Here is a 21880-nt window from a genome sequence, read left to right on the forward strand (position 1 = left end):
TGGTAGCTTTCAGGGCTATCATATTTCAGATTGTGGGAGTGTTGGTTTGATGCCTGTAGTTAAGGGGGGAGGCTAAGCGATAATTTGTTAGCTAAAACCGTGGATCCCCGCTTTCGCGGGGATAACAAAGAAATTAGAGGATGCGGGTGCCGGGACCAAAGGATGGCAAGGCGTAGCTAGAGGTAGCCATTACTCTCCGGATGGAAACAGAAAAGGATTTACACCGCTTCTGGCGAAGTTTTCCCCTTCCATCTTGGCATCTAATATCAGCGAGGCTAAGTCGTCAGCCACCGGCTCAACGTTTTGATCTTTATCCTGATACAGAATCTTCAGATAGCTGCCACAATCACCACAGCTCTCCGCTTTTACCGCGGCGTGTTCAGTATCCAGCGACCAGTAATTAAGATGACCGGTTTGTTCACAGTTACTGCACTTAACTCTCACCATGTGCCATTCGCTTTCACACAGGCTGCAATGTAAATAGCGCAGGCCGGTTTCAGTACCAATATGCACCACGCTGGCGACCGGCGGGCTGTCACACACCGGGCAGTTATAGCGTTCTTCCCCATACTCAGCGCGCGCCTTGCCGGGAATCTGAGTGGCTATTTGCGCCCAATAAATGGAGAGAGCAGCCCACAAGAACGGCGCTTTATCGCTACCGACCTGAGCAATTTCACCGGCCAGTAAGGCAGTTGCCAAGTCTTCCAGCTCCTGAGCGCTGGCTTTGCTCAATGACTCCAGAACCGGCTGAACATGTTCAGGTGCGTTAGGTTCCAGCTCAGCAATAATCGCCGCTAACAGCGTTTGCCAGTGGGGGCTGCGAGAGAAATACTTCACCGCCAGCGGAGCACGCCCCGATGAAGCCGAAGCCTCAAGTACGCCGGTTAAGTCGATAGTCAGCGGGTGGTCATGGTGAGCATTCTGCTGGGCTTCAACCACCGAAGCGGCGAACAGCAGGTAATCGCCTAACGGATGGCTTTCTGCCAGTTGGCGTAAGCGCTCAGCACGGCGGGAATATAAACTTTTTAAGTTGGCAAATAACAACGGCGGGATCGCTCCCGCCGTTTTTGCCACTTCGCCCGGAGGGACGATGCGGATGCTACTCATCTTTTTTGGCTTCCTCAGCTTTGGCTTCTTCAGCTTCAACCTGACGGGCCCAGCGCGGGTGATGCTTTCTGGCCCATTTACGGCTGACTTTACCTTCAATCATACCGGAAATTGATCCTTTCACCCAGAACGCCATATACATATGGATCAGGATGGCATGGATCAGCACGATAGCTGCCACGGCATGAACCAACAGGCTCAGGCGGATCGACCACATCGGGAAGAAGTGAGCAAAGTACGGGCGCCAGATAATTACACCGGTCACCAGCAATACCAGCGTTAAGCTCATAATGCTCCAGAACATCATCTTCTGACCCGGATTGTATTTACCCACGTCAGCGACTTTATGTTCGTTGCCTTTTAACACTTCAACAATGTGCAGGAACCAGCCAATATCGTTACGTTTCGGAATGTTATGTCCGACGAAGCGGAAGAACATCACGATCAGAACAAAGAAGATCACTACACCGAAGAACGGGTGCAGAATACGCCCCATTTGCGGTGTACCGAAAGTCTGAGTCAGCCAGTGCAGCGACGGGAAAAACATCGCAATACCGGACAGCGCAACCATAAAAAAGCAAATAACCACTGTCCAGTGACAGGCCCGATCGATAAACGAGTTCCGTTTAATCATCTTACTTTTCTTCATGATGATCTCCCTCGTCATCGTCTTCATCCACTTTATTCGGACCAACGCCCACATAGTGGAAAATAAGCCCGGTAAAGGTCGCCACGAAACCAATCGCGGATAACGGCTTCAGAATACCTTTCCAGAAGCCAACCACTGGATTAATCGCCGGATCTTTTGGTAATCCGTGATACAACTCAGGGCGGTCCGCATGATGCAGAACATACATTACGTGGGTACCACCGACGCCTTCCGGATTGTACAGGCCGGCATTGGCGTAACCGCGGGTATTCAGTTCAGCAACGCGTTCTTCCGCCATTTGAATCATGTCTTTCTTGGTGCCGAAATGAATAGCACCGGTAGGACAGGTTTTCACGCAGGCGGGTTCTTGGCCGACACTGACACGGTCTACGCACAGCGTACATTTGTAGACCCGGTTGTCTTCACTGTTCAGACGCGGAACGTCGAACGGGCAGCCAGCGATACAATAGCCACAACCGATACAGTGCTCTGACTGGAAATCAACGATACCGTTGGCATACTGAACAATAGCGCCGGCTGAAGGGCACGCCTTCAGACAGCCCGGTTCAGCACAGTGCATACAACCATCTTTGCGGATCAGCCATTCCAGCTTGCCGTTCTCTTCAACTTCAGAGAAGCGCATGACGGTCCATGACTTGGCGGTCAGGTCCGCCGGGTTGTCATACACCCCGACGTTGTGACCGATTTCATCACGCAGGTTGTTCCACTCTGAGCAAGCCACCTGACAGGCTTTACAGCCGATACAGGTGGTTACATCAATCAGCTTTGCCACTTCTTCCTGATGGTGACGTACCTGTGGAGGTGGCGTCAGGGCGTTGGTGGCGGAACTCTTGATAATGTCTTGAGATTGCATTGACATAATTTCTCTCCGTTACACCTTTTCCACGTTAACCAGGAACGCCTTAAACTCTGGCGTTTGTGAGTTAGCATCACCCACGGCCGGCGTCAGCGTATTGGCAATAAAGCCATTACGGGCAGTGCCTTTAAAGCCCCAGTGAATCGGAATACCCACGGTTTCCACATCCTGTCCGTTTACTTTCAGGGTACGGATACGCTTGGTCACCACCACTTTGGTTTTAATCTCGCCGCGCTTAGAGCTGACCTTAACCGTATCACCGTTCTGTACACCCACTTTCGCAGCCAGACCTTCACTGATTTCAATGAATTGCTCTGGCTGAGTAATCGCATTTAGCTTCGAGTGCTTAGTCCAGGTATGGAAATGCTCAGTTAACCGATAAGTTGTTCCCACATAAGGGAATTCCTCACTGGTACCCATCTGTTTCCTATCGCTTTCAAACAGGCGAATAACCGGGTTGGATATCACGTTAGGGTGCAGTGGGTTAGTACCGATCGGTGTTTCAACCGGTTCATAGTGCTCAGGGAACGGACCTTCAGCCAGTTTATTCAGTGCAAACAGGCGGCCAACGCCTTCCGGTTGCATAATAAACGGACCGGTTTCCGAGCCCGGAGCCGCCGTCAGGTTAAAGTCAGGCACGTCATTGCCGCCCCACTTTTTACCGTCCCACTCAATCAGCATCCGCTTCGGATCCCACGGCTTACCCTGCACATCGGCCGATGCGCGGTTATAGATAATGCGGCGGTTAACCGGCCATGCCCAGGTCCATTTTGGCGTTAAGCCTAAACCTGATGGGTCAGCATTATCCCGCAACGCCATTTGGTTACCGGCTTCGGTCCAGCTACCGGCATAAATCCAGCAGGCGCTTGCCGTAGTACCATCATCTTTAAGCTGAGCAAAAGTAGATAGCTGCTGGCCTTTCTTAAGGATAACGTTGCCATTGGCATCGATCACATCCTCAACGGCCCAACCATTCAGCTCTTTAGCCACTTCTTCTGAATCAGGATGCTTCGGACGACTGTAGTTCCACGTCATACTCATCAGAGGTTCAGGGGTATTTCCGCCCTCGGCCTGATAAAGCTCACGTAGCTTAAACAGTAATGCTGATAGCATTTCGCCGTCGGTTTTAGCTTCACCCGGTGGCTCTGCGCCTTTCCAGTGCCACTGTAGCCAGCGGCCTGAGTTGGCGATGGTTCCATCTTCTTCCGCAAAGCAGCTCGACGGTAAACGGAAGACCTCAGTTTGAATCGATGCGGTATCGACATCGTTAAACTCACCGTGGTTTTCCCAGAAACTGGCGGTTTCGGTCGCCAATGGATCCATGACCACCAGAAACTTCAGTTTTGCTAACGCACGCGCGGTCTTATTTCTGTTCGGTGATGACGCAAGGACGTTCACACCCTGACAAATAAAACCACCGACCAGGCCCTGTTCCATACGCTCGATATAGTTCATCCAGTCGTAAGGCTGATCCCATTTTGGTAACCAGTCATAGCCCCAGTCGTTGTCTTTTTGCGCTTTATCACCGTAGAAACTCTTCATCAGACTAACGAAGAATTTCGGATAGTTGCTCCAGTAGTTGACCTGACCCGGCAACATGCTTTTCGGCGTGCTGGCAGCCAGATAACTTTCCAGAGAGGTATGTTTCTCTGAAGGCAGCGTTAAGTATCCCGGCAGACTCTGGGATAACAATCCGATATCCGTGGTGCCCTGTACGTTAGAGTGACCGCGCAATGCATTCACGCCGCCGCCGGCCATACCAATATTGCCCAGCAATAGCTGGATCATCGCCATGGTGCGGATATTCTGTGAACCGACCGTATGTTCAGTCCAGCCTAACGCATATAAGAACGTTGTGGTTAAATCTGCGGCGCTGGTTTCAGCCAAGACTTCACACACCTTAGCGAAATCTTCCTGAGGCGTACCACAGATGTTTTCCACCACGTCAGGTGTATAGCGGCTAACGTGCTCTTTTAACAAATTCCACACGCAGCGCGGGTGAGTCAGGGTCGGGTCACGCAGTGGTTGACCTTGTTCATCAAACTGATAGTTCCAACTGGATTTATCATATTGACGTTTTTCTTCATCAAAGCCGCTGAATAAGCCGTCTTCAAAGCCGTAATCTTCCCGAATTAAATAACTGGCATTGGTGTAATGCTTAACGTACTCAGCATTAATCTTGTTGTTATTAATCAGGTGCAGGATAACGCCCGACAGGAAGGTAATGTCGGTACCGGAACGAATAGGGGCATAAATATCAGCCACCGCAGCCGTACGGGTGAAGCGCGGATCGACAACCACGATTTTCGCGTTGTTGTGCTTTTTCGCTTCAAGTGCCCAGCGGAACCCAACCGGATGTGCTTCAGCGGCGTTACCGCCCATCACCACAACAACGTTGGCGTTCTTTATATCAACCCAGTGGTTGGTCATCGCACCGCGACCAAATGTTGGAGCAAGACTTGCTACCGTTGGTCCGTGTCAGATACGCGCTACTTGGTCAATACCGAGCATGCCGAGCGCTCGGGTAAATTTTTGGGTTAATAAACCGGTTTCATTACTGGCCGCAGAGCCACACAACATACCGGTGCTCAGCCAGCGGTTAACCACGGTGCCATTGGCATTGATATGCTCGAAATTAGCATCGCGATCGTCTTTCATCAGTTTGGCAATGCGATTTAATGCATCATCCCAACTCAGACGCTGCCATTTATCGGAACCCGGCGCGCGGTATTCCGGATACTGCAGACGACCTTCACTATGGATATAGTCGATAAGGCCAGCCCCTTTAGGGCAAAGCGCACCGCGGTTTACCGGATGATCCGGATCCCCTTCAATATGAAAAATACTGCTTTTGGCATTTTTAGCTCCGTCGCCAAGGCTGTACATTAACAGCCCACAACCGACAGAACAGTAAGTGCAGGTATTACGCGTTTCACGGGCGTGTAATAATTTATAATTACGCGTCTGTGCCAGCGCCATCGCTGGCGCAAAGCCAAGTGCCGCTACTGTTGTACCCGCCATACCGCCAGCGCAGATTTTAAAAAACTGCCTTCTGCTGACCTGCATGGATTTCTCCTCTCCGTTATGCATTAGCTAAAATTTCTACGCGCGAATTATAGGGCCAACACATTGGAGAGATCTTGATCTCGATCCTATTGGTATCAATTTGTTTTTAATATTGATTTTACCCACTTATAGGTATAAATTTTAACAATTGACTATTTAATAGCATTATTATTTATGTGGTTATTATTCAATTTAGATATGCTTAGCATGATGGCTAATATCCAGCTGCAACGGTCAAAATTGGTTATTTTAAAGACATATAACCCTGATTAGGTAGTCTCATTACTTGCTGATAAAACGGTTATTTTTTTAAACAAAACAGATAACTACCTTTAATTCATTACAAAAAATAGCCAATTCGATATATTCATCTGACTCAGCAATTCAAATAACGTTATCTCAATGATCTTATTATTAATAATATGTTACAGAACGACTGATTAACCACACTAATGATAATGATTATCAATCTAGATTAGGTGTTATACTCTGGGGTGAAAAGAAAATGACCTATCGTTTATATAATTAGAATCGTTCATTGAGGAGTAATAATATGAGCTACACACTTCCTTCCCTGCCTTATGCTTACGACGCGCTAGAACCTCATTTTGATAAACAAACTATGGAAATCCACCATAGTAAGCACCACCAGGCTTATGTGAATAATTCCAACGCTGCGCTGGAAACTCTGTCTGACGATCTGAAAAACCTGTCGGCTGAAGAGCTGATTGCACAGTTAGATAAAGTACCTGCTGAAAAGCGCACCGTGTTAAGAAACAACGCCGGTGGTCATGCTAACCATAGCTTTTTCTGGAAAGGCCTGAAAAAGGGCACCACGTTAGCCGGCGACCTGAAAGCAGCGATTGAACGCGACTTCGGTAGCGTTGACAGCTTCAAAGAGAAATTTGAACAGGCTGCGGCAACCCGTTTTGGTTCAGGTTGGGCATGGCTAGTGATTAAAGATGGTAAGCTGGCGGTCGTTTCTACTGCAAACCAAGACAGCCCGTTGATGGGTGAAAGCGTTTCTGGTGCATCAGGCTTGCCGATTGTAGGCCTCGACGTGTGGGAACATGCTTACTACCTGAAGTTCCAAAACCGTCGCCCGGACTACATTAAAGAGTTCTGGAACGTGGTGAACTGGGACGAAGCCGCTAAGCATTTTGCCGAAGCGAATAAATAATACCGCGGATTAAACTTAATCCACATAACGGAGACAATCCGGCTACCGGCCTTGTCTCCGTGATAAATATCCATTTATCTTCCGTTCATTGTTTTTTATCCATTCTTTGAGTGAAAACACCACTATTCTTGCGATATATAGCCAAATTTCCGCCACCAAAAATGTAATTATTCTTGGTGAACATCATCGTTTATCCCTATCGTATTCATAACCCGACGGTTTATCCCTGTGATAAAAGTGGCTATTTGTAGTAGAATAGCGGCTTAACTTTATTTATGTTCTATACCCAATAGATTTTAATGGCGGCGAGTCATCATCGCTATTAGAAAGATAAAGGGTATATTTTTAGGGAAATTGACATGCATACTATTCCAGCTTGCCCGGTCTGTTCATCAGAGAATACCTACCCGGATGAATCGATGATCATCTGTCCTGATTGCGCCCACGAGTGGAATCCTGCAGAAGCAGCAAGCGCAGACAGTGAAGAAAGAGTCGTCAAAGACAGCAACGGTAACATCTTGGCCGACGGCGACTGCGTAACCCTGATTAAAGACCTTAAGCTAAAAGGTTCTTCAACCGTTCTGAAAGTGGGCAGCAAGAGCAAGCCAATCCGCTTAGTCGACGGTGACCATGAAATCGACTGCAAAATCGATAACACCAGCATCATGCTGAAGGCTTGCTTCGTTAAAAAAGCCTGATAACTGATTTCAGTAGTGACAAAGCCACGGGTTAAGCAATTAGCCGGTGGCTTTGTTTTATCTGCTGTTCGAAAACGCTTACGCGTCATAGTGAATAATCACCGATTGGTGGCATGACATCTGCTAGATTAACCCCTTAACTCCCAGTATGCTAAAACACCGATCTTCCATTCGTTATGCGAGGCTGCCATGCACTATCCAGAGGTTTATATCGGTAAAATTACGCCCTATGCCGGGCATTCACCCAGCGCAATTGAGAAGCGGGCTGTAAACGGTGAACTGATGCTGACTAGCCTGGGATTTGAAGGTGATGAGCAAGCGGAAACTCGCCACCACGGCGGGCCGGACCGCGCACTATGCCATTACCCGCGTGAACATTATGAATACTGGCGTCATCAATTCCCGGAACAGGCCGATCAATTTATTGCCCCGCTGTTCGGAGAGAATATTTCGACCACCGGCCTGACTGAACATGATGCATATATCGGTGATATTTATCGCTGGGGCAAAACCCTTATTCAAATAACTCAGCCGCGCTCTCCCTGCTACAAGCTTAATTTTCACTGCGATATCGATGACTTTGCCCGCACGATGCAGAATAACGGCCGCTGTGGCTGGTTATACCGAGTTATTGTTGCCGGTAATATTCATACCAAACAACCTCTGGAGCTGGTCAGCCGTAACAGTGATGTTTCGGTTGCAGAAGCAATATCGATTGCCTTCAACGCCCCCTTTGATGAAGAGCAGTATCGCCGACTGCTTGCCGCAGCAGGGCTCTCTGCCAGTTGGAGTAAGAATATGCAAATGCGCTTGCTGACTAAATCCATTGAAGACTTTGAGCGGCGGCTGGTTGGTTAGCTTAAAAAGCGATCGCCATGATTCGGCGCTGGCAGGATACGTGTTAAGATATCAGGCAGATGAATAACAGCAAAGCTGTTGCCCGAAACCTTGCCTCTATGATGGACATGTTGATGACAAAAACCACCGCGCCTTCTATAGCTGAATCCCTAACTCACGATCTGGCAATACGTATTATGCACGGTGACTTATCTGAGCATCAGTCGCTGCCGGGTGAGAATGAGCTGGCTTTGCAATATCAGGTATCGCGGACCTCCGTCAGGAATGCGCTACAGGCACTGGGTGCCAAAGGTATGCTGTCGATTCAGGCAAAGCGTCGTAGCGTCGTCACGCCGCGGGAGCAGTGGAACTTTCTCGACTCAGAAGTATTGCTGTGGCTAACCGAAAGCGGTATGGAAGAGAAGATGGTTGAGCAGCTGATTGTCGCCCGTCTGATTTTTGAACCTAACGTTGCCGCACTGGCTGCAGTTAACGCAACCGGCCACGATTTAGCCGCACTGGAAGATGCCTATCAATTGATGGCAGAAGGCCAGAGTCATAATCAGCGTGAGCTGTTTGAGCGCGGAGACCTGGCCTTTCACCTCGCGCTATTACGCGCCAGCCATAATCCATTTCTGCTTTCTTTAAGCAACGCATTGTCCTCTGCCATGTCATTGTCATTCAAGCAAACCCTTGAAGATGACGTGCGCCTGACCAAAGAAGCTCTCCAGCAGCACTTTGTCTTGCTGGATGCGATCCGCCTTAAGCAGGTTGATACGGCCCGCCAGCGAATGCGTGAAATACTGCTGAAAGCCGCCCAGAAGCGCTTACAAAACTATCAGCCGGAAATATTTAATCATATCGATTAACCTCGATATCCGCCATCTATGCGGCTTCAGGCCGGTTAACTACGCCTGCGGCTAAACATCGGTTAAATACAATTTTTGCATAATTCGATCTCCTTCACAGATCGAGGGCATTTTTTACCTTAGGATTCTTGTATTACAAGATACATAAGGTTGTATGACTAATGAATAATTGGATTGCTGTTGACTGGGGAACCACCAACTTTCGCGCGTTCCTGATGCAAGGTAAGCACTGCATCGAACAACAGTCTGAAGGGCTGGGATTATTGCAGGTAGAACCTCATCGATATCAAGAGACCCTTTACCAACAGCTAGAAACATGGCTAAAAGCGGGCCCGCTACCCATCGTCATGGCAGGAATGGTTGGTTCTCAACAAGGCTGGAAAGAAGCCCCTTATGTCAGCGCTCCTTGTTCTTTTGCCGATCTGGCTCAAAAGGCCATCTCATTGACCACATCCTGGCTAAGCCCGGTTTGGATTATTCCCGGCGTTAGCTGCCAGAGCCCATATCATCAGCCCGACGTTATGCGCGGTGAAGAAGTTCAGCTCGCCGGGCTTATTGCATTGAACGCTATTGAAAACTGTCGGGTAATTCTTCCCGGCACTCACAGCAAGCACGTCACCATCAGCCAGGGGGCGATTACCGGCTATGCCACCTATATGACCGGAGAGCTTTACTCTCTGCTGATTGAGCGCTCAATTTTAGGTAAGGCTCTGCCAGAGCAGCAAGAGAGCCAAAGCGCTTTCCTTTCCGGCGTTAGCATGGCCCAAAACGGAACGCCGCTTAGCCATTTGATCTTTTCTGCCCGCACCCGCCGCCTGAATAAACAGATCCCTGAAGCACATATTGCTGACTACTTGTCCGGTCTGATGATTGGGTCAGAAATGGCTGCGCTGACCGGTTGTACACACCCACTTTGGTGCGTCGGCTCACCAAAGCTGACACAGCGTTATATTCAGGCGGCTGAATATATTGGCCTCAAGCTCAATATAACCAACGGCGATGGCTGCTTTATTCACGGAATCACCCACCTGTATCAACACCTGTCCGGAGAAATCGCATGAACGCTGAAATATTTCTCAATCAACTGAAGCAAAGCCAGTTGCCACTCATCGCAATTCTTCGAGGAATTACGCCGAAGGATGCACAAGAAGCCGCACTGTTGCTGGTTGAATCAGGCTTCCGCTTTCTGGAAGTACCGCTTAACAGTCCAGAACCGTTAAAAACGTTACGCATTATGGCCGATACCGTTGGCGATCGGGCTCAGGTCGGAGCTGGCACCGTATTAACGACAACCCAAGTCAGTCAGGTTCGGGACGCCGGCGGCCAATTAATCATTTCTCCGAACTATTCTGAAGCGGTGGTAAAGGCCAGCGTGGCATTAGGGCTGACCAGCCTGCCGGGCATTGCTACACCGTCTGAAGCATTCGCAGCAATCCACGCCGGTGCCTGTGGGCTTAAGCTCTACCCGGCAGAAATGATTACGCCAGCGGCGACTAAAGCGATGCGCGCAGTATTACCCGCAACCATTGCTTGTTTACCGGTTGGCGGCATACAACCAAGTGCAGACCAAATGCGCGAATATTGCAATGCCGGAGCGTCCGGATTCGGTCTGGGTGGCGGCTTATATCAGGCAGGGATGTCGATGAAAACCTTGCATTCTAACGCATTACGCTATCGTGAGGCATGGCTGCAAAGCCTGTTAGCTTAATGAACACACTGCCATTAGCGTCAGGCACACCGATCGGCGACTATCGCGCTGAATTGGGAGAAACTCCAGTTTGGTGTCCGCGTAGCCAGTCATTGCTGTGGGTCGATATTCTGAACCATCGATTATTACGCTATTGGCCCGGGCAAGACAGAGCTATTGATATCCGGCCACTTCCGATATTCACCAGTGCTGTTTTGCTAACGGATAGGGCTGAGTCATTTCTTGTTGTCTCACAGCAGGGAATATTTGTTTATGACTATACGCACCAAACTCAGAAATTAATCTGTGATTATCCCGATGACAGTAACCAAACCAGAACCAATGAAGCTGCTATAGCGCCAGACGGTTCATTATGGTTTAGCACCATGGAACTGAATGCTCTGCACTCCGTGGGTAGCTGGTACAGGTATACCAGCGGTTCAGCACAACCCTCGCTATTACTGTCGGGAGTGAAAATCCCTAATACGCTCATTTGGTCCTCAGGAAAGGTCTGGTTTTCTGATAGCGCACTGTCTTCGCTTTTCAGCGCAGATTACTTTCCAAATGATGACCGACCACTATCTGATATTGATATTTATCCGTTACCCAAAACGACGCCTGACGGATCGGCGCTCAGCACCCAGCAGATCCTGATTAATGCCTGTTGGGGAGATAGTCGTTTAGCCTGCTATCAACTGGGAGCAGGAGGCCCCCGGCATATAAAAGACATTGCCCTACCCGTAACACAGCCAAGCAACTGTGTGTTTGGCGGTAAGAAACTTTCTGAACTTTATATCACTTCTGCAAAAACCGGTTTGACGTCCGGCAGCAGTTTGGAAGGAGCATTACTTCATATAGATATCGGTTGCTCTGGACCTGAACCCGACGAATTCAAACTATAAATCCTACTGAAAATAACAATAAAGGCTACATGATGAATACTCTTAATAGTTCATTAATCGATCGTTTGCCTCAAAAAACCAACCAGAAAACGCTACTTATTTGTTTTCTGGCTGCACTGGCCGGGCTATTGTTTGGTCTGGATATGGGCGTGATTGCCGGCGCGCTCCCTTTTCTTGCTCAAGAGTTTTCACTCACCAGCCACCAGCAAGAGATCGTCGTCAGCGTTATGATGTTAGGTGCAACGGTCGGTGCAATATGTACCGGACCAATGTCAACCCGCTTTGGGCGGAAAAAGAGCCTGCTGTTATCAGCCATACTGTTTGTTGCCGGCTCAATTGGCTGTGCCTTTGCCTACTCTCTAGAAATTTTAGTTATTTCTCGCTGGTTGCTCGGTATTGCCGTTGGCGTAGCATCGTTTACTGCCCCGCTCTACCTGTCAGAAATAGCGCCTGAGCGCATTCGTGGCAGTATGATTTCGCTTTACCAGTTGATGATCACTATTGGTATTCTGGCGGCATTTCTCTCTGATACGGCTTTCAGCGCCTCCGGGAACTGGCGGTGGATGTTAGGCATCATTACTTTTCCCGCGCTGATCCTATTCTTCGGCGTATTAACACTCCCCGAAAGTCCACGCTGGCTGGCGATGAAAGGGCATACGGTTAATGCTGAAAAAGTCTTAATATTATTACGCTCTAACGATGCTGAAGCTAAACGTGAACTCAATGAGATTCGGGAGAGCATTAAAGAAAAGCAGAAAGGATGGCAACTTTTCCGAGGTAACCATAATTTCAGACGTTCGGTATATCTCGGTGTTCTATTGCAGTTTATGCAGCAGTTCACCGGTATGACCGTTATTATGTACTATGCTCCAAAAATATTTGAGATTGCCGGCTTCGCGACCACCAGTGAACAAATGTGGGGCACCGTTATTGCCGGACTAACCAATGTATTAGCCACCTTTATTGCTATTGGCTTAGTCGACCGTTGGGGACGTAAACCTATTTTAAAGTTGGGCTTTTGCGTCATGGCTATTTGTATGGGCATTCTCAGCTATATGTTCTACACCGGAATTACCACCCCGGCTGAACAATATTTTTCCGTCAGTATATTATTGGTCTTTATCACCGGCTTCGCGATGAGCGCTGGACCACTAATCTGGGTTTTATGTTCAGAAATCCAACCCCTATCTGGCCGTGATTTTGGTATTACCTGTTCAACATCAGCCAACTGGATCGCCAATATGATTATTGGCGCCACCTTCCTGACGTTGATTGACTCTATTGGTAGCGCAAATACGTTTGCGCTATACGGATTATTAAATATTGGTTGTCTAATATTAACGCTGCTATTTATTCCTGAAACTAAGAATATTTCATTGGAACGAATAGAACATAACTTAATGAAAGGCCAGCCTTTGCGCTTAATTGGTCACTCTTAATCATTATTTATCCACTTCCGGTTATTTCTCAGCAAATAACCGGCTCTGACTGGTGGAATTATCATAGTTAACTTGGTTACATAGGATAATAATAACAATGTCTGAAATAATAATCGAACACAGCAAAGCCACTCAGGCAGAAAATAAGGTTTATAAAAAAATAACCACCAGGCTAATTCCATTTCTTATCCTATGTTATTTCTTTGCCTATCTTGATCGGGTAAATGTCGGCTTTGCTAAGCTGCATATGCAGGATGCATTAGGCTTTAGTAATACCGTTTATGGTTTAGGCGCCGGTATATTCTTTATTGGCTATTTTATTTTTGAATTACCCAGCAACCTGTTAATGCAGAAATTTGGCCCGCGCTTTTGGATTGCCCGAATTATGGTCACCTGGGCGGCATTATCAGCGGCGATGATGTTTGTTACCACGCCAACCTCATTTTACGTTTTGCGTTTTTTATTAGGCGTGGCCGAAGCGGGTTTCTTCCCTGGTATCGTGTTTTACCTCACGCTATGGTTTCCGTCATGGCGCTCAGCCAGAACTCTGGGCTTATTTATTCTGGTCACGCCGCTTTCCACCATTATTGGCAGCCCGCTATCCGGCCTGATTCTTAAACTTTTTGAAGACGTTGGCGGATTACATAACTGGCAATGGCTATTTCTAATTGAAGCGATTCCTTCATTTATTCTGGCGTTTGTGGTTCTTCGTTATCTGGATAATGATGTGAAATCAGCCAAATGGCTGACCGATGCAGAGAAAGATATTGTTATTCGCGATTTGGCTAAAGATTTAGAAAATAAGCGACTGGCCAATAACGGAAAAATTGACGGTAGCCTTAAAAGCATGCTGCGTAATCCTTATGTTTGGCTGCTATCGCTAATATTCTTCTGCTTTAACATCGGTTATTACGGCATTAACTTCTGGCTGCCGTCAATTATTAAAACCTCCGGCGTCAATGATGACTTCTTAATTGGTTTATTAGCCGCGCTACCCTATGTTTTCGGTGCTGCCGTAATGGTATGGAACAGTCGACATTCAGACTTAAAGCAAGAGCGCCGCTGGCATATTGCGATTCCGGCAATCATTGGCTGTATCGGGTTAGTGCTTAGCGCCTACTGTAGCGGTTCCACCTTCTGGATGATGGCTTGGATCTGTCTGGCGATGTGCGGCACCTTAGCCTTAATCCCAACCTATATCAGCCTGCCCGGCGCAATATTATCCGGCACCGCCGCCGCCGCGGGTATTGCCGTAGTGAACTCGATAGGTAACCTTGCGGGCTTCTTCGGCCCCACGGTACTTGGCTGGTTAAAAGACCAGACGGGTCGCACAGATATGGGGCTGTATATTCTAGCCGGCTTTATTTTGCTGTGCGCCCCGCTAATTTTCACGATACCGGCACGTTTAGCTAACCCACAAAAAAGCCCTGATTTAAAACAGTAAATATGACACGGCGGCACGCCGGTAAGGGCGTGCCTTTACCATCGCCATCGCGGTGAAATAAGTTAATACAGAGAGTTTGCTATGAGTGAATGTGGTGGATGTTCCAATTGTGGTTCCCATTTTAATCCGGTGCTGGAAGGTGATGACGGAGCACTAAAACGGGCACTGTATAAATCCATGGGCCATACCGATGAGCAATTACGTAAGCCCGTGATTGCCGTGGTCAATAGCTATACCAATGCAACGGCAGGTCATGCCAACCTTAACGAGCTGACTGCCAAAGTATTGGAAGGCATTGAGCAAGCGGGCGGTATTGGTATGGTTTTCGGTACTATTGCCCCGTGCGATGGTATTGCTGAAGGCCATTTAGGCATGCGCTATATTCTGGCAGCACGCGAAATTATCTGTGCCTCAATTGAAGTCATGATGCGCGCTCATCGTTTTGACGGCATGGTATTACTCGGTTCCTGCGATAAAATTGTTCCGGCGATGCTGATGGCCGCAGCCCGCTTAGATTTGCCCGCCATTCTGGTCAGCGGTGGGCCAATGTATCCGGCTGAGTACAAAGGCAAGCACTGGGACGGCAATATTGTCACTGAAGCCATCGGCTGGAAAAAACGCGGTGAGATCAGTGAAGAAGAGTTTGCCCATATTGAGAATATCGCCGAGCCGGGCGTAGGTTCATGCACCATGTACGGTACGGCAAACACCATGTGCTGCATTTCTGAAGTGCTTGGTATGAGCCTGCCGGGTAACGGGACTCATCCAGCCATATCACCGGCCCGTCGCGATATTTCAGTACAAACGGGCAAAACCATTGTTGATTTGGTTAAACGCGGAGTCAACGCCCGTCAGATTATTACCCCTGAATCAATCCGTAATGCCATGGTTTATCTGCTGGCTACCGGCGGCTCAACTAATGCCATTTTACATCTTCAGGCTATTTATTATGAAGCTGAACTGGGCCACCTGCCGCTGTCAGACTTTGACAAACTGAGTCATCATGTTCCGCTGGTCACCTCGCTCTATCCTGCCTCTGAATATGACATGATAGATTTTTGGGAAGCCGGTGGCGTACAGGCCGTCGAGTATGAAATTCGCCAGTTGCTAAACCAGAATACGCTGACCGTTAACGGCCAGACCAAAGAGCAAATATTGAGTGCAGCCAGTCGCAGCACGCGCCCGGAAGTCATTCACACGCTGGCAATACCGGTGCGAAATGAGGCGGGTATTGCCGTACTGCACGGTAATCTTTCTCCTCTCGGCTGCGTCGTTAAGCCTGCCGCCGTACCTGAAAACTTAATGACCTTCACAGGCCCCGCGGTGGTGTTTAACAGCGAACAAGAATCCGTTGATGCCATTATGTCCGGCGAAATTCATCCGGGCAGCGTTCTGGTTCTACGCTATGAAGGTCCTAAAGGCGGACCGGGCATGCCGGAGATGTATAAGCCAATGAAATCGCTGGAAGGAATGGGTTTATCTGATAGCTGTGCATTAATTACCGATGGCCGGTTCTCCGGTTCTAACCGTGGTTTATTTGTCGGCCATATCTCGCCGGAAGCCGTAGACGGTGGCGAACTGGCACTGGTGGAAAATGGCGACAAGATTTCGATCGATATTCCTCAGCGCACGCTCACTCTGCACGTTGAACAAGCCGTTTTAGACCAGCGTCAAAAGAGCTGGAAACCGGTCGAAAAACAGGTTCCACGCGGATTCTTACGCCTTTATCGCCGTTGGGCGCTTCCTGCTGCCCAAGGTGCCGTATTAGCCGACCGGGAGGATGACTAACGATGTCCATACTAAGCGCACAAGATATTTATGGTGTTAACCCCATCGCAGCGATGCCATTTACCGCTAGCGGCGAGGTTGATGAGGCTAGTTTTATCCGGATGCTGGAACATTTAGCCACGACCGGAGCACAGGGGCTGACGCTGTTTGGTATCGCCAGTGAATTTCCCAAACTGGAAGATGGTGAGCGCCAACGGGTTGCAGAGATATTTGTTTCAACGCTCAACGGCAGCCCGGTCTACCGGGCCATGTCAGTCACAGATCATTCAACAGAGGTGGCGGTTAAACGCGCCCGTGGGTATCAAAAACTGGGTGCCGATGCATTGATGCTGCTGCCGCCGTTCTTTTTACAGCCATCACCACAGGCTATACAGCACCATATTTTCAGCGTACTTGAAGCGGTAGATATTCCAGTATTAGTTCAATATGCTCCCGGAGAAACCGGCCTGGCGATTACCCCTCAGCAGCTGGCAGACGTTTGCGAACGTTATCCTCATGCGGTGTTTAAAATTGAATGTAATCCGCCGGTTGACTACACCAAACAGTTTCTACAGCTAGCTCCTCAGGCGTCAGTGCTTAACGGCTATGCCGGTTTATATATGCTAAACATGCTGGCCGCCGGAGGAAAAGGGGTTATGCCGGGGTGCTCATTTACTGAGGTTTATGTCCGTATTTATCAGCACTGGATTCAGGGCGAAATAGATAAAGCCGAAGCCCTGCACGGTGCATTACTGCCTTATATTCAGGTTTGGATGACGCACTGCGAATATATTATTCAGGCAGAAAAAACCCTTCTGAAGCAGAGAGGCATTATTGACAGTGATTATTGTCGACATCCCGGCTGGGCGCTGTCTGAAACAGACCACAGTTTAATAACTCAGTTTATCCAGCAATTTGAATTATAAGCCTATTTTTTCTCAAGCAACCTTGAGTGGAGTACTTTTATGCTAAATATAAAAACCGGGCGAATCGTCATCGTTACCGGAGCAAGTCAAGGAATTGGGTTGGCAATTGCCACTACGTTCTTAAACCATGGTGACACCGTGATTGGCTGTGCTTATTCTGATATTCAAAAAGCACCGCAAGCCCAGCAACTGTTACAACAATTCCCAGACCGCTTTGTTTACCATTCAGTTGATGTGACAAAAACCGAAGACATCAGCCGATTTGTTGAACTTGCCGAACATCAATTTGGCCGGATCGATATTGTGGTTTCCAACGCGGGAAAAAACGTATTTAAAGGGATTGATTGCGACGAAGAAGATTGGCAGCACAACTTCAATTTGAATCTGCGTTCCCACTGGCATTTGGCTAAGTGCTGCAGGCCAGCACTGACAAAAAGTCAGGGGGTTATTATTGTGATTACGTCTAATCACGCCTTTTCGACTATGCCTGGCTGCGCACCTTACAATATCAGCAAGCGAGCGTTATTATCATTAGTGCAAAGCCTGACCATTGAATGGGGGCCAGAGATTCGTACTGTCGGCATTGCACCAGGATTTATTGATACTGCGGGCAATCAGGCTTGGTTCGATTCACATCCAGATGCTGCGCTTAGCCGGGCTAAAACCATCGCCAAACATCCGGTGGGCCGTTTAGGTCGCTCAGAAGAAGTCGGGGATTTGTGTCTGTTTTTATCCAGTGATGCGGCTGGCTTTATTGCAGGAACAACTATCGTGATGGACGGCGGACGCAGCGCAATTATGCAAGATCCTGATTAAGCGTTGAGTTGTTCAATAATAAAATACCCGCAAAAGCGGGTATTTTAAACGGCCTGCCGATCGACCCTGTTTAAGGTCAGCACATTCAGCCAATTAAACTATCAGAACTTGCTGCGAGCAAATCCGGTCACTTCTTTCAGCCCCATTTCACGACCCAGGGCGGTCATTGGGTGTACCACTTCAAGGCCACGTACGGTTTTCTTCAGCGCACCCATATCGGCCTGCTCTGCTTTAGTAATCGGGCGGCTAAAGGCTAATTTCTGAATTTTTTGAGCCTGAGCGCTTAATACTTTGCTCTTTTCTTTTCTCAGTCTTTCAATTTCAGTGGTGATCGTTAACTTCTCAGCATCGATAGCGGCTAGGTCACCCTCAATACCGGTATTAATAATCTCTTTCTCTTTACGATTTAACGCATCAAGCTTATCACTTAAACGTTTAATTTCTGCTGTTTGCTGTTTCATAAACCTGACCTTAAAGAGGGAAGCGGCTCCCAAAAAACAAATTGTCTGCCTAAAGTATAAACGTAACGCAACCTCAGTACTAATGAAGAGAGCGCTTTACAGGAAAAGAGTTCCGGTATGGGTAAATCAGAGATAAAAAAAACGGGCCACATCGAATGATGCAGCCCGTTCTGTTATCTCTATTTCTAACGTAAACGTTAGGATATTACATTAGTTGAGCAATCTTCTGAGCAACGGCCATCAGCTGCTGTTGGTTGTTCTGTAGAGATTTGTTCATTTCGTTGAACTTGTCCAGAGCATCTTGCTCAGTGAACTGTACAACTTGTCCTTGATACTCAATCTTATCGCCCTGCGCTTTCAGGAAGTCAGAGATTTTTAGAATGTCATCAAAGGTTGAATCCAGCAGAACCAGAGTTTGCTTAGCTAAGTCACCCTGTTGAGTAACAATTTTGCCATATGCCTGCGCATAAACCGCTTTTAAATCGTCAGGTTGCTTAAGTGCGGCATAGCTGTCAGCCGTTTTCTTGATGATTTCATCCAGTTTAGTCTGAACCGCTTTAACTTCAGTCTGTGCTTTTTCTACTTTCTCACGACCATCAACCATCGCTTTCATGCTGTTCAGCGATCTTAATTCATTCATAGAAGACTGCATGGATTCTGAAAACGCAGTATTCAGTTGGTCGGAAAAGCCGGTTAATAACTCATAGTCTTTGGTGTAGTTACCGAAAGCTTTCTTCTGCTCTTCGGTCAGGGCAGGTAACTTAACCTTGGTGCCGTTGATAATAGAAGTCTGAAGATATTCAGTGAACGCTTTACGCTGTTCCGGTTCATTATCACCACAGCCTGCTAACTGAAATACCAGACCAAGTACAAATAAAGGCGCTAAAAAACGAGCCCATACTTTTTTGCTAGTTAAAAACATACTTACTCCAAAAGTGAGGTTCACTAAATCCATTAATGTTTGGCGTTAAAACAGACCAACCCGCGCTGCCACGCCACAGGAAAACACCGCATACGTTAACATTCAGCGTTAGCCGAATAAAGGCTTCAGTGAATAAATGAGGTATTTATAAAACTATAGACTAAATAATCGGGGAAACAATCGTTGAAAACTAATCAATACGTTGTTAATGATAAAAGTGCGCCTCAGCGGCGCACTTTTTAGTGGGTTAAAACGATTAAGGTGTAGTTTTAGTTTTGACTATTTTTTAAACATCACCGTAGGATCGATAATCGATGCGCGGTATCCCAGCATCGTAGCCCGGTTACTGTGTACTTTAAGCTCTAGCATAACGTCCTGAGTACCGTCTTTAACTTCATTGAGTACTGAGGTTAAAGGCGTGGTACCGCTCATGCCGGCCGTTGCCGAATACATAAACATGGTTTTTGTTTCAGGGCGGAATTGAGTCACCGATGTAATCGGGCTATACCACTCAAAGCCACGCTCTTTACCATATTCCCAGTTCTGTTGAACCGTCATATTTTTCTCATCGACCGTATACTCAACGCCGCGGGAATATTTCATGGTGGGTAACGCAGGTTGCTCCATGCCGCGAGCGTCGCCATTATCAAATACGCTGACTATCGATTTACCATTGGTGCTCTTAGACGGAACCAGATAGGCGGTATGTTGAGTCCAGGTCCAATCAAAATCACCTTCACACTGATGATTTTCACAGGTCAGTTTCTTGCCTGATTTATCTACCGGCGTCAGGACTTTCTTAGCTAACTCGCCCTTCCATCCGGTAGGATCGGAGATAATCCACTTAACCTGCTTATCACGACCAATCTTGATTACCGCAGACTGGTGGCGAGAACTGAGAATAATGCTGTCATCGCGCGGGTCATAGCTAATCGAGTTAACGTGCGCCCAGTTACGACCCGGACCGGATCCGGTCACATCACCAAATGGTAATCTGGCCAGCTCTTCCTTAGTAATGGTTTTACCCGAGCTGGCTTCATCAACGCTCAGACAAACGGCCCCTTGGTCCATGGCTAAAATCACATTATCCCGGAATGGATCGAGAATGGTGTTCAAATCCCAATAGTCGACGGTGTTACCATTTTTATCTACTTCAAGAATATGGTCACGTACGGTGTTAATGGTGTAGTTATCTTTTAGCGGGTAATCCTCTTTAGCCACCCGCAATAAATAGGTGTCATTCGGGGTTTCAATAATTTCATGGGAAAAATCGATAAAACCTTTAGGCAGGCGTTTTTCTGACAGTACGCGGCCCAGGAAGTCATATTTGAAATAACGCTGCCCCTGACCAAAAATCATATTGCCATCGCCAGTCTGATGAAAACTCATCATTGAGCCAATGCGGGTGATATCGGTCGGATTGCGCAGTTTGTCGATATTCATATACCAGCGAACGTCACCGTTAGTATCGCTTATCCAGTTAATGCTGGTGTAGTCCCAGTTCGCCGCCCCGCCTTTAACGTGCATCACATGGCCATTTTTTGGCGTGCCGACAATATGGTTGAACAGGTACAGCCGGTTAGCGAGAGACTTGTCGACTTTTACCGGCTCGACGTTGGGTAGAATGGAGGTTTGTCCGGCGGTTACAGGTAGCGAAACCGGCGGTGCATAAATAGACCAGGTATACGTCTGCGGCTTACCGCCTTCGGTCCAGTCGATTTTCACTTTATTCACATAATCCGGGTACAGCCCGAAGACCGGAATGCCGTTATGCGTATTCAACGCCTGAGGGCCGACATCATAACTAATAGTGACGCCTTTCTCCCCTTTGGGTAAAACGGTGACTTTTACCTTGCTGATATCATGATTAGCTTTATAGATAATGGCGGTTAGCGGAAATATACCGCTATATGCACCAACCTCCGTTACGCCTAATGGCCCTTCTTTAAACGGTACAATATCGGTGGTAGCGACTAGCGGGCGGTCTTGGTCTAACCCCCCGGCAGCCATAACTGAGCCCGATAGACATAAACCACAGAGCAAGGATAAAACCGTACGGGTTGCTTTCATAACCACTACCTCCTTGGTAGCAAAAAAGAAAAATGCATCATGCCGGTTATTAACAAAGATCTTAGTGGTACTTATGTAGTCGAGAGCCGCTGTTATTATTTAATAGGCCTTTCAGCTTTGTTCTACGCCGGCAAAGATTAAATACGGGGCACTACGAAAGTAA

The 21880-nt window shown here is 47.8% G+C and carries 19 protein-coding genes; 12 read left to right on the top strand and 7 right to left on the bottom strand.

The window, feature by feature from the left end:
- Positions 1 to 189 precede the first annotated feature (189 nt).
- Genes fdhE through fdnG form a run of 4 tightly spaced genes read right to left on the bottom strand, consistent with a single transcriptional unit; the run spans position 190 to position 5699 of the window.
- Positions 190 to 1107: a formate dehydrogenase accessory protein FdhE gene (gene fdhE, locus YWE_RS0104250; protein ID WP_036014992.1), complete on the bottom strand. Its 918-nt coding sequence runs from the start codon at positions 1105 to 1107 to the stop codon at positions 190 to 192.
- Entirely contained in the window at positions 1100 to 1759 is a 660-nt protein-coding gene (gene fdnI / locus YWE_RS0104255) for a formate dehydrogenase-N subunit gamma (RefSeq protein ID WP_029093397.1), read from the bottom strand. Before fdnI ends, fdhE begins: the two co-directional genes overlap by 8 nt.
- Entirely contained in the window at positions 1743 to 2636 is an 894-nt protein-coding gene (gene fdxH / locus YWE_RS0104260) for a formate dehydrogenase subunit beta (RefSeq protein ID WP_029093398.1), read from the bottom strand. Before fdxH ends, fdnI begins: the two co-directional genes overlap by 17 nt.
- Before the next feature lie 12 nt (positions 2637 to 2648).
- Positions 2649 to 5699, bottom strand: a complete 3051-nt coding sequence (gene fdnG / locus YWE_RS0104265; RefSeq protein WP_099044005.1) for a formate dehydrogenase-N subunit alpha — start codon at positions 5697 to 5699, stop codon at positions 2649 to 2651.
- Positions 5700 to 6252: 553 nt separating this feature from the next.
- On the opposite strand from fdnG, the gene sodA reads away from it, so the two are divergent.
- From sodA to YWE_RS0104335, 12 genes are all read left to right on the top strand, one after another.
- Complete coding sequence (gene sodA / locus YWE_RS0104275; RefSeq protein ID WP_029093401.1) at positions 6253 to 6879, top strand: superoxide dismutase [Mn]; 627 nt, start codon at positions 6253 to 6255, stop codon at positions 6877 to 6879.
- Positions 6880 to 7238: 359 nt separating this feature from the next.
- Positions 7239 to 7577: a zinc ribbon domain-containing protein YjdM gene (locus tag YWE_RS0104285; RefSeq protein WP_029093402.1), complete on the top strand. Its 339-nt coding sequence runs from the start codon at positions 7239 to 7241 to the stop codon at positions 7575 to 7577.
- A 189-nt stretch (positions 7578 to 7766) separates the two neighbouring features.
- Entirely contained in the window at positions 7767 to 8435 is a 669-nt protein-coding gene (gene yiiM / locus YWE_RS0104290) for a 6-hydroxyaminopurine reductase (RefSeq protein ID WP_029093403.1), read from the top strand.
- A gap of 59 nt (positions 8436 to 8494) precedes the next feature.
- A complete protein-coding gene (locus YWE_RS0104295; RefSeq protein ID WP_227659903.1) occupies positions 8495 to 9283 on the top strand; it encodes a FadR/GntR family transcriptional regulator in 789 nt (262 codons plus the stop codon).
- 161 nt (positions 9284 to 9444) lie between these two features.
- Positions 9445 to 10344, top strand: a complete 900-nt coding sequence (locus tag YWE_RS0104300) for a 2-dehydro-3-deoxygalactonokinase (protein ID WP_029093405.1) — start codon at positions 9445 to 9447, stop codon at positions 10342 to 10344.
- Positions 10341 to 10991, top strand: a complete 651-nt coding sequence (locus YWE_RS0104305) for a 2-dehydro-3-deoxy-6-phosphogalactonate aldolase (RefSeq protein WP_029093406.1) — start codon at positions 10341 to 10343, stop codon at positions 10989 to 10991. The genes YWE_RS0104300 and YWE_RS0104305 overlap by 4 nt, the downstream gene beginning before the upstream one ends.
- A complete protein-coding gene (locus YWE_RS26595; RefSeq protein WP_051323186.1) occupies positions 10991 to 11872 on the top strand; it encodes an SMP-30/gluconolactonase/LRE family protein in 882 nt (293 codons plus the stop codon). The genes YWE_RS0104305 and YWE_RS26595 overlap by 1 nt, the downstream gene beginning before the upstream one ends.
- A gap of 29 nt (positions 11873 to 11901) precedes the next feature.
- Positions 11902 to 13311, top strand: a complete 1410-nt coding sequence (locus tag YWE_RS0104315) for a sugar porter family MFS transporter (protein WP_407641166.1) — start codon at positions 11902 to 11904, stop codon at positions 13309 to 13311.
- Between the two features lie 97 nt (positions 13312 to 13408).
- Entirely contained in the window at positions 13409 to 14755 is a 1347-nt protein-coding gene (locus YWE_RS0104320) for an MFS transporter (RefSeq protein WP_029093408.1), read from the top strand.
- An 81-nt stretch (positions 14756 to 14836) separates the two neighbouring features.
- Positions 14837 to 16543: a dihydroxy-acid dehydratase gene (gene ilvD / locus YWE_RS0104325; RefSeq protein ID WP_029093409.1), complete on the top strand. Its 1707-nt coding sequence runs from the start codon at positions 14837 to 14839 to the stop codon at positions 16541 to 16543.
- Positions 16544 to 16545: 2 nt separating this feature from the next.
- The gene (locus YWE_RS0104330; protein ID WP_036014995.1) at positions 16546 to 17448 is read left to right on the top strand and encodes a dihydrodipicolinate synthase family protein; all 903 of its coding nucleotides are present in this window, start codon (positions 16546 to 16548) and stop codon (positions 17446 to 17448) included.
- Between the two features lie 39 nt (positions 17449 to 17487).
- The gene (locus tag YWE_RS0104335) at positions 17488 to 18264 is read left to right on the top strand and encodes an SDR family NAD(P)-dependent oxidoreductase (protein WP_029093411.1); all 777 of its coding nucleotides are present in this window, start codon (positions 17488 to 17490) and stop codon (positions 18262 to 18264) included.
- 101 nt (positions 18265 to 18365) lie between these two features.
- Here YWE_RS0104335 and YWE_RS0104340 read toward each other — a convergent pair whose 3' ends face one another.
- The 3 genes from YWE_RS0104340 to YWE_RS0104350 all read right to left on the bottom strand — a co-directional run bounded on the left by YWE_RS0104340 (position 18366) and on the right by YWE_RS0104350 (position 21717).
- Positions 18366 to 18725, bottom strand: a complete 360-nt coding sequence (locus tag YWE_RS0104340; protein WP_029093412.1) for a YibL family ribosome-associated protein — start codon at positions 18723 to 18725, stop codon at positions 18366 to 18368.
- A 205-nt stretch (positions 18726 to 18930) separates the two neighbouring features.
- On the bottom strand, positions 18931 to 19647 hold the full coding sequence (locus tag YWE_RS26600) for a DUF3053 family protein (RefSeq protein ID WP_051323187.1): 717 nt from the start codon (positions 19645 to 19647) through the stop codon (positions 18931 to 18933).
- A 279-nt stretch (positions 19648 to 19926) separates the two neighbouring features.
- Positions 19927 to 21717 (bottom strand): aryl-sulfate sulfotransferase, encoded by a 1791-nt coding sequence (locus YWE_RS0104350; protein ID WP_029093413.1) that lies wholly within the window; start codon positions 21715 to 21717, stop codon positions 19927 to 19929.
- Between the last annotated feature and the right edge of the window lie 163 nt (positions 21718 to 21880).

Origin of the sequence: Budvicia aquatica DSM 5075 = ATCC 35567 (assembly GCF_000427805.1) — a bacterium.
GTDB classification, from domain to species: Bacteria; Pseudomonadota; Gammaproteobacteria; order Enterobacterales; family Enterobacteriaceae; genus Budvicia; species Budvicia aquatica.

What these genes read in the sequence shown, in the direction of transcription:
- fdhE (WP_036014992.1), bottom strand. Translation starts at nt 1,107, where the DNA reads ATGAGTAGCATCCGCATCGTCCCTCCGGGCGAAGTGGCAAAAACGGCG.
- fdxH (WP_029093398.1), bottom strand. Translation starts at nt 2,636, where the DNA reads ATGTCAATGCAATCTCAAGACATTATCAAGAGTTCCGCCACCAACGCC.
- sodA (WP_029093401.1), top strand. Translation starts at nt 6,253, where the DNA reads ATGAGCTACACACTTCCTTCCCTGCCTTATGCTTACGACGCGCTAGAA.
- YWE_RS0104285 (WP_029093402.1), top strand. Translation starts at nt 7,239, where the DNA reads ATGCATACTATTCCAGCTTGCCCGGTCTGTTCATCAGAGAATACCTAC.
- yiiM (WP_029093403.1), top strand. Translation starts at nt 7,767, where the DNA reads ATGCACTATCCAGAGGTTTATATCGGTAAAATTACGCCCTATGCCGGG.
- YWE_RS0104295 (WP_227659903.1), top strand. Translation starts at nt 8,495, where the DNA reads ATGAATAACAGCAAAGCTGTTGCCCGAAACCTTGCCTCTATGATGGAC.
- YWE_RS0104300 (WP_029093405.1), top strand. Translation starts at nt 9,445, where the DNA reads ATGAATAATTGGATTGCTGTTGACTGGGGAACCACCAACTTTCGCGCG.
- YWE_RS0104305 (WP_029093406.1), top strand. Translation starts at nt 10,341, where the DNA reads ATGAACGCTGAAATATTTCTCAATCAACTGAAGCAAAGCCAGTTGCCA.
- YWE_RS26595 (WP_051323186.1), top strand. Translation starts at nt 10,991, where the DNA reads ATGAACACACTGCCATTAGCGTCAGGCACACCGATCGGCGACTATCGC.
- YWE_RS0104315 (WP_407641166.1), top strand. Translation starts at nt 11,902, where the DNA reads ATGATGAATACTCTTAATAGTTCATTAATCGATCGTTTGCCTCAAAAA.
- YWE_RS0104320 (WP_029093408.1), top strand. Translation starts at nt 13,409, where the DNA reads ATGTCTGAAATAATAATCGAACACAGCAAAGCCACTCAGGCAGAAAAT.
- ilvD (WP_029093409.1), top strand. Translation starts at nt 14,837, where the DNA reads ATGAGTGAATGTGGTGGATGTTCCAATTGTGGTTCCCATTTTAATCCG.
- YWE_RS0104330 (WP_036014995.1), top strand. Translation starts at nt 16,546, where the DNA reads ATGTCCATACTAAGCGCACAAGATATTTATGGTGTTAACCCCATCGCA.
- YWE_RS0104335 (WP_029093411.1), top strand. Translation starts at nt 17,488, where the DNA reads ATGCTAAATATAAAAACCGGGCGAATCGTCATCGTTACCGGAGCAAGT.
- YWE_RS0104340 (WP_029093412.1), bottom strand. Translation starts at nt 18,725, where the DNA reads ATGAAACAGCAAACAGCAGAAATTAAACGTTTAAGTGATAAGCTTGAT.
- YWE_RS26600 (WP_051323187.1), bottom strand. Translation starts at nt 19,647, where the DNA reads ATGTTTTTAACTAGCAAAAAAGTATGGGCTCGTTTTTTAGCGCCTTTA.
- YWE_RS0104350 (WP_029093413.1), bottom strand. Translation starts at nt 21,717, where the DNA reads ATGAAAGCAACCCGTACGGTTTTATCCTTGCTCTGTGGTTTATGTCTA.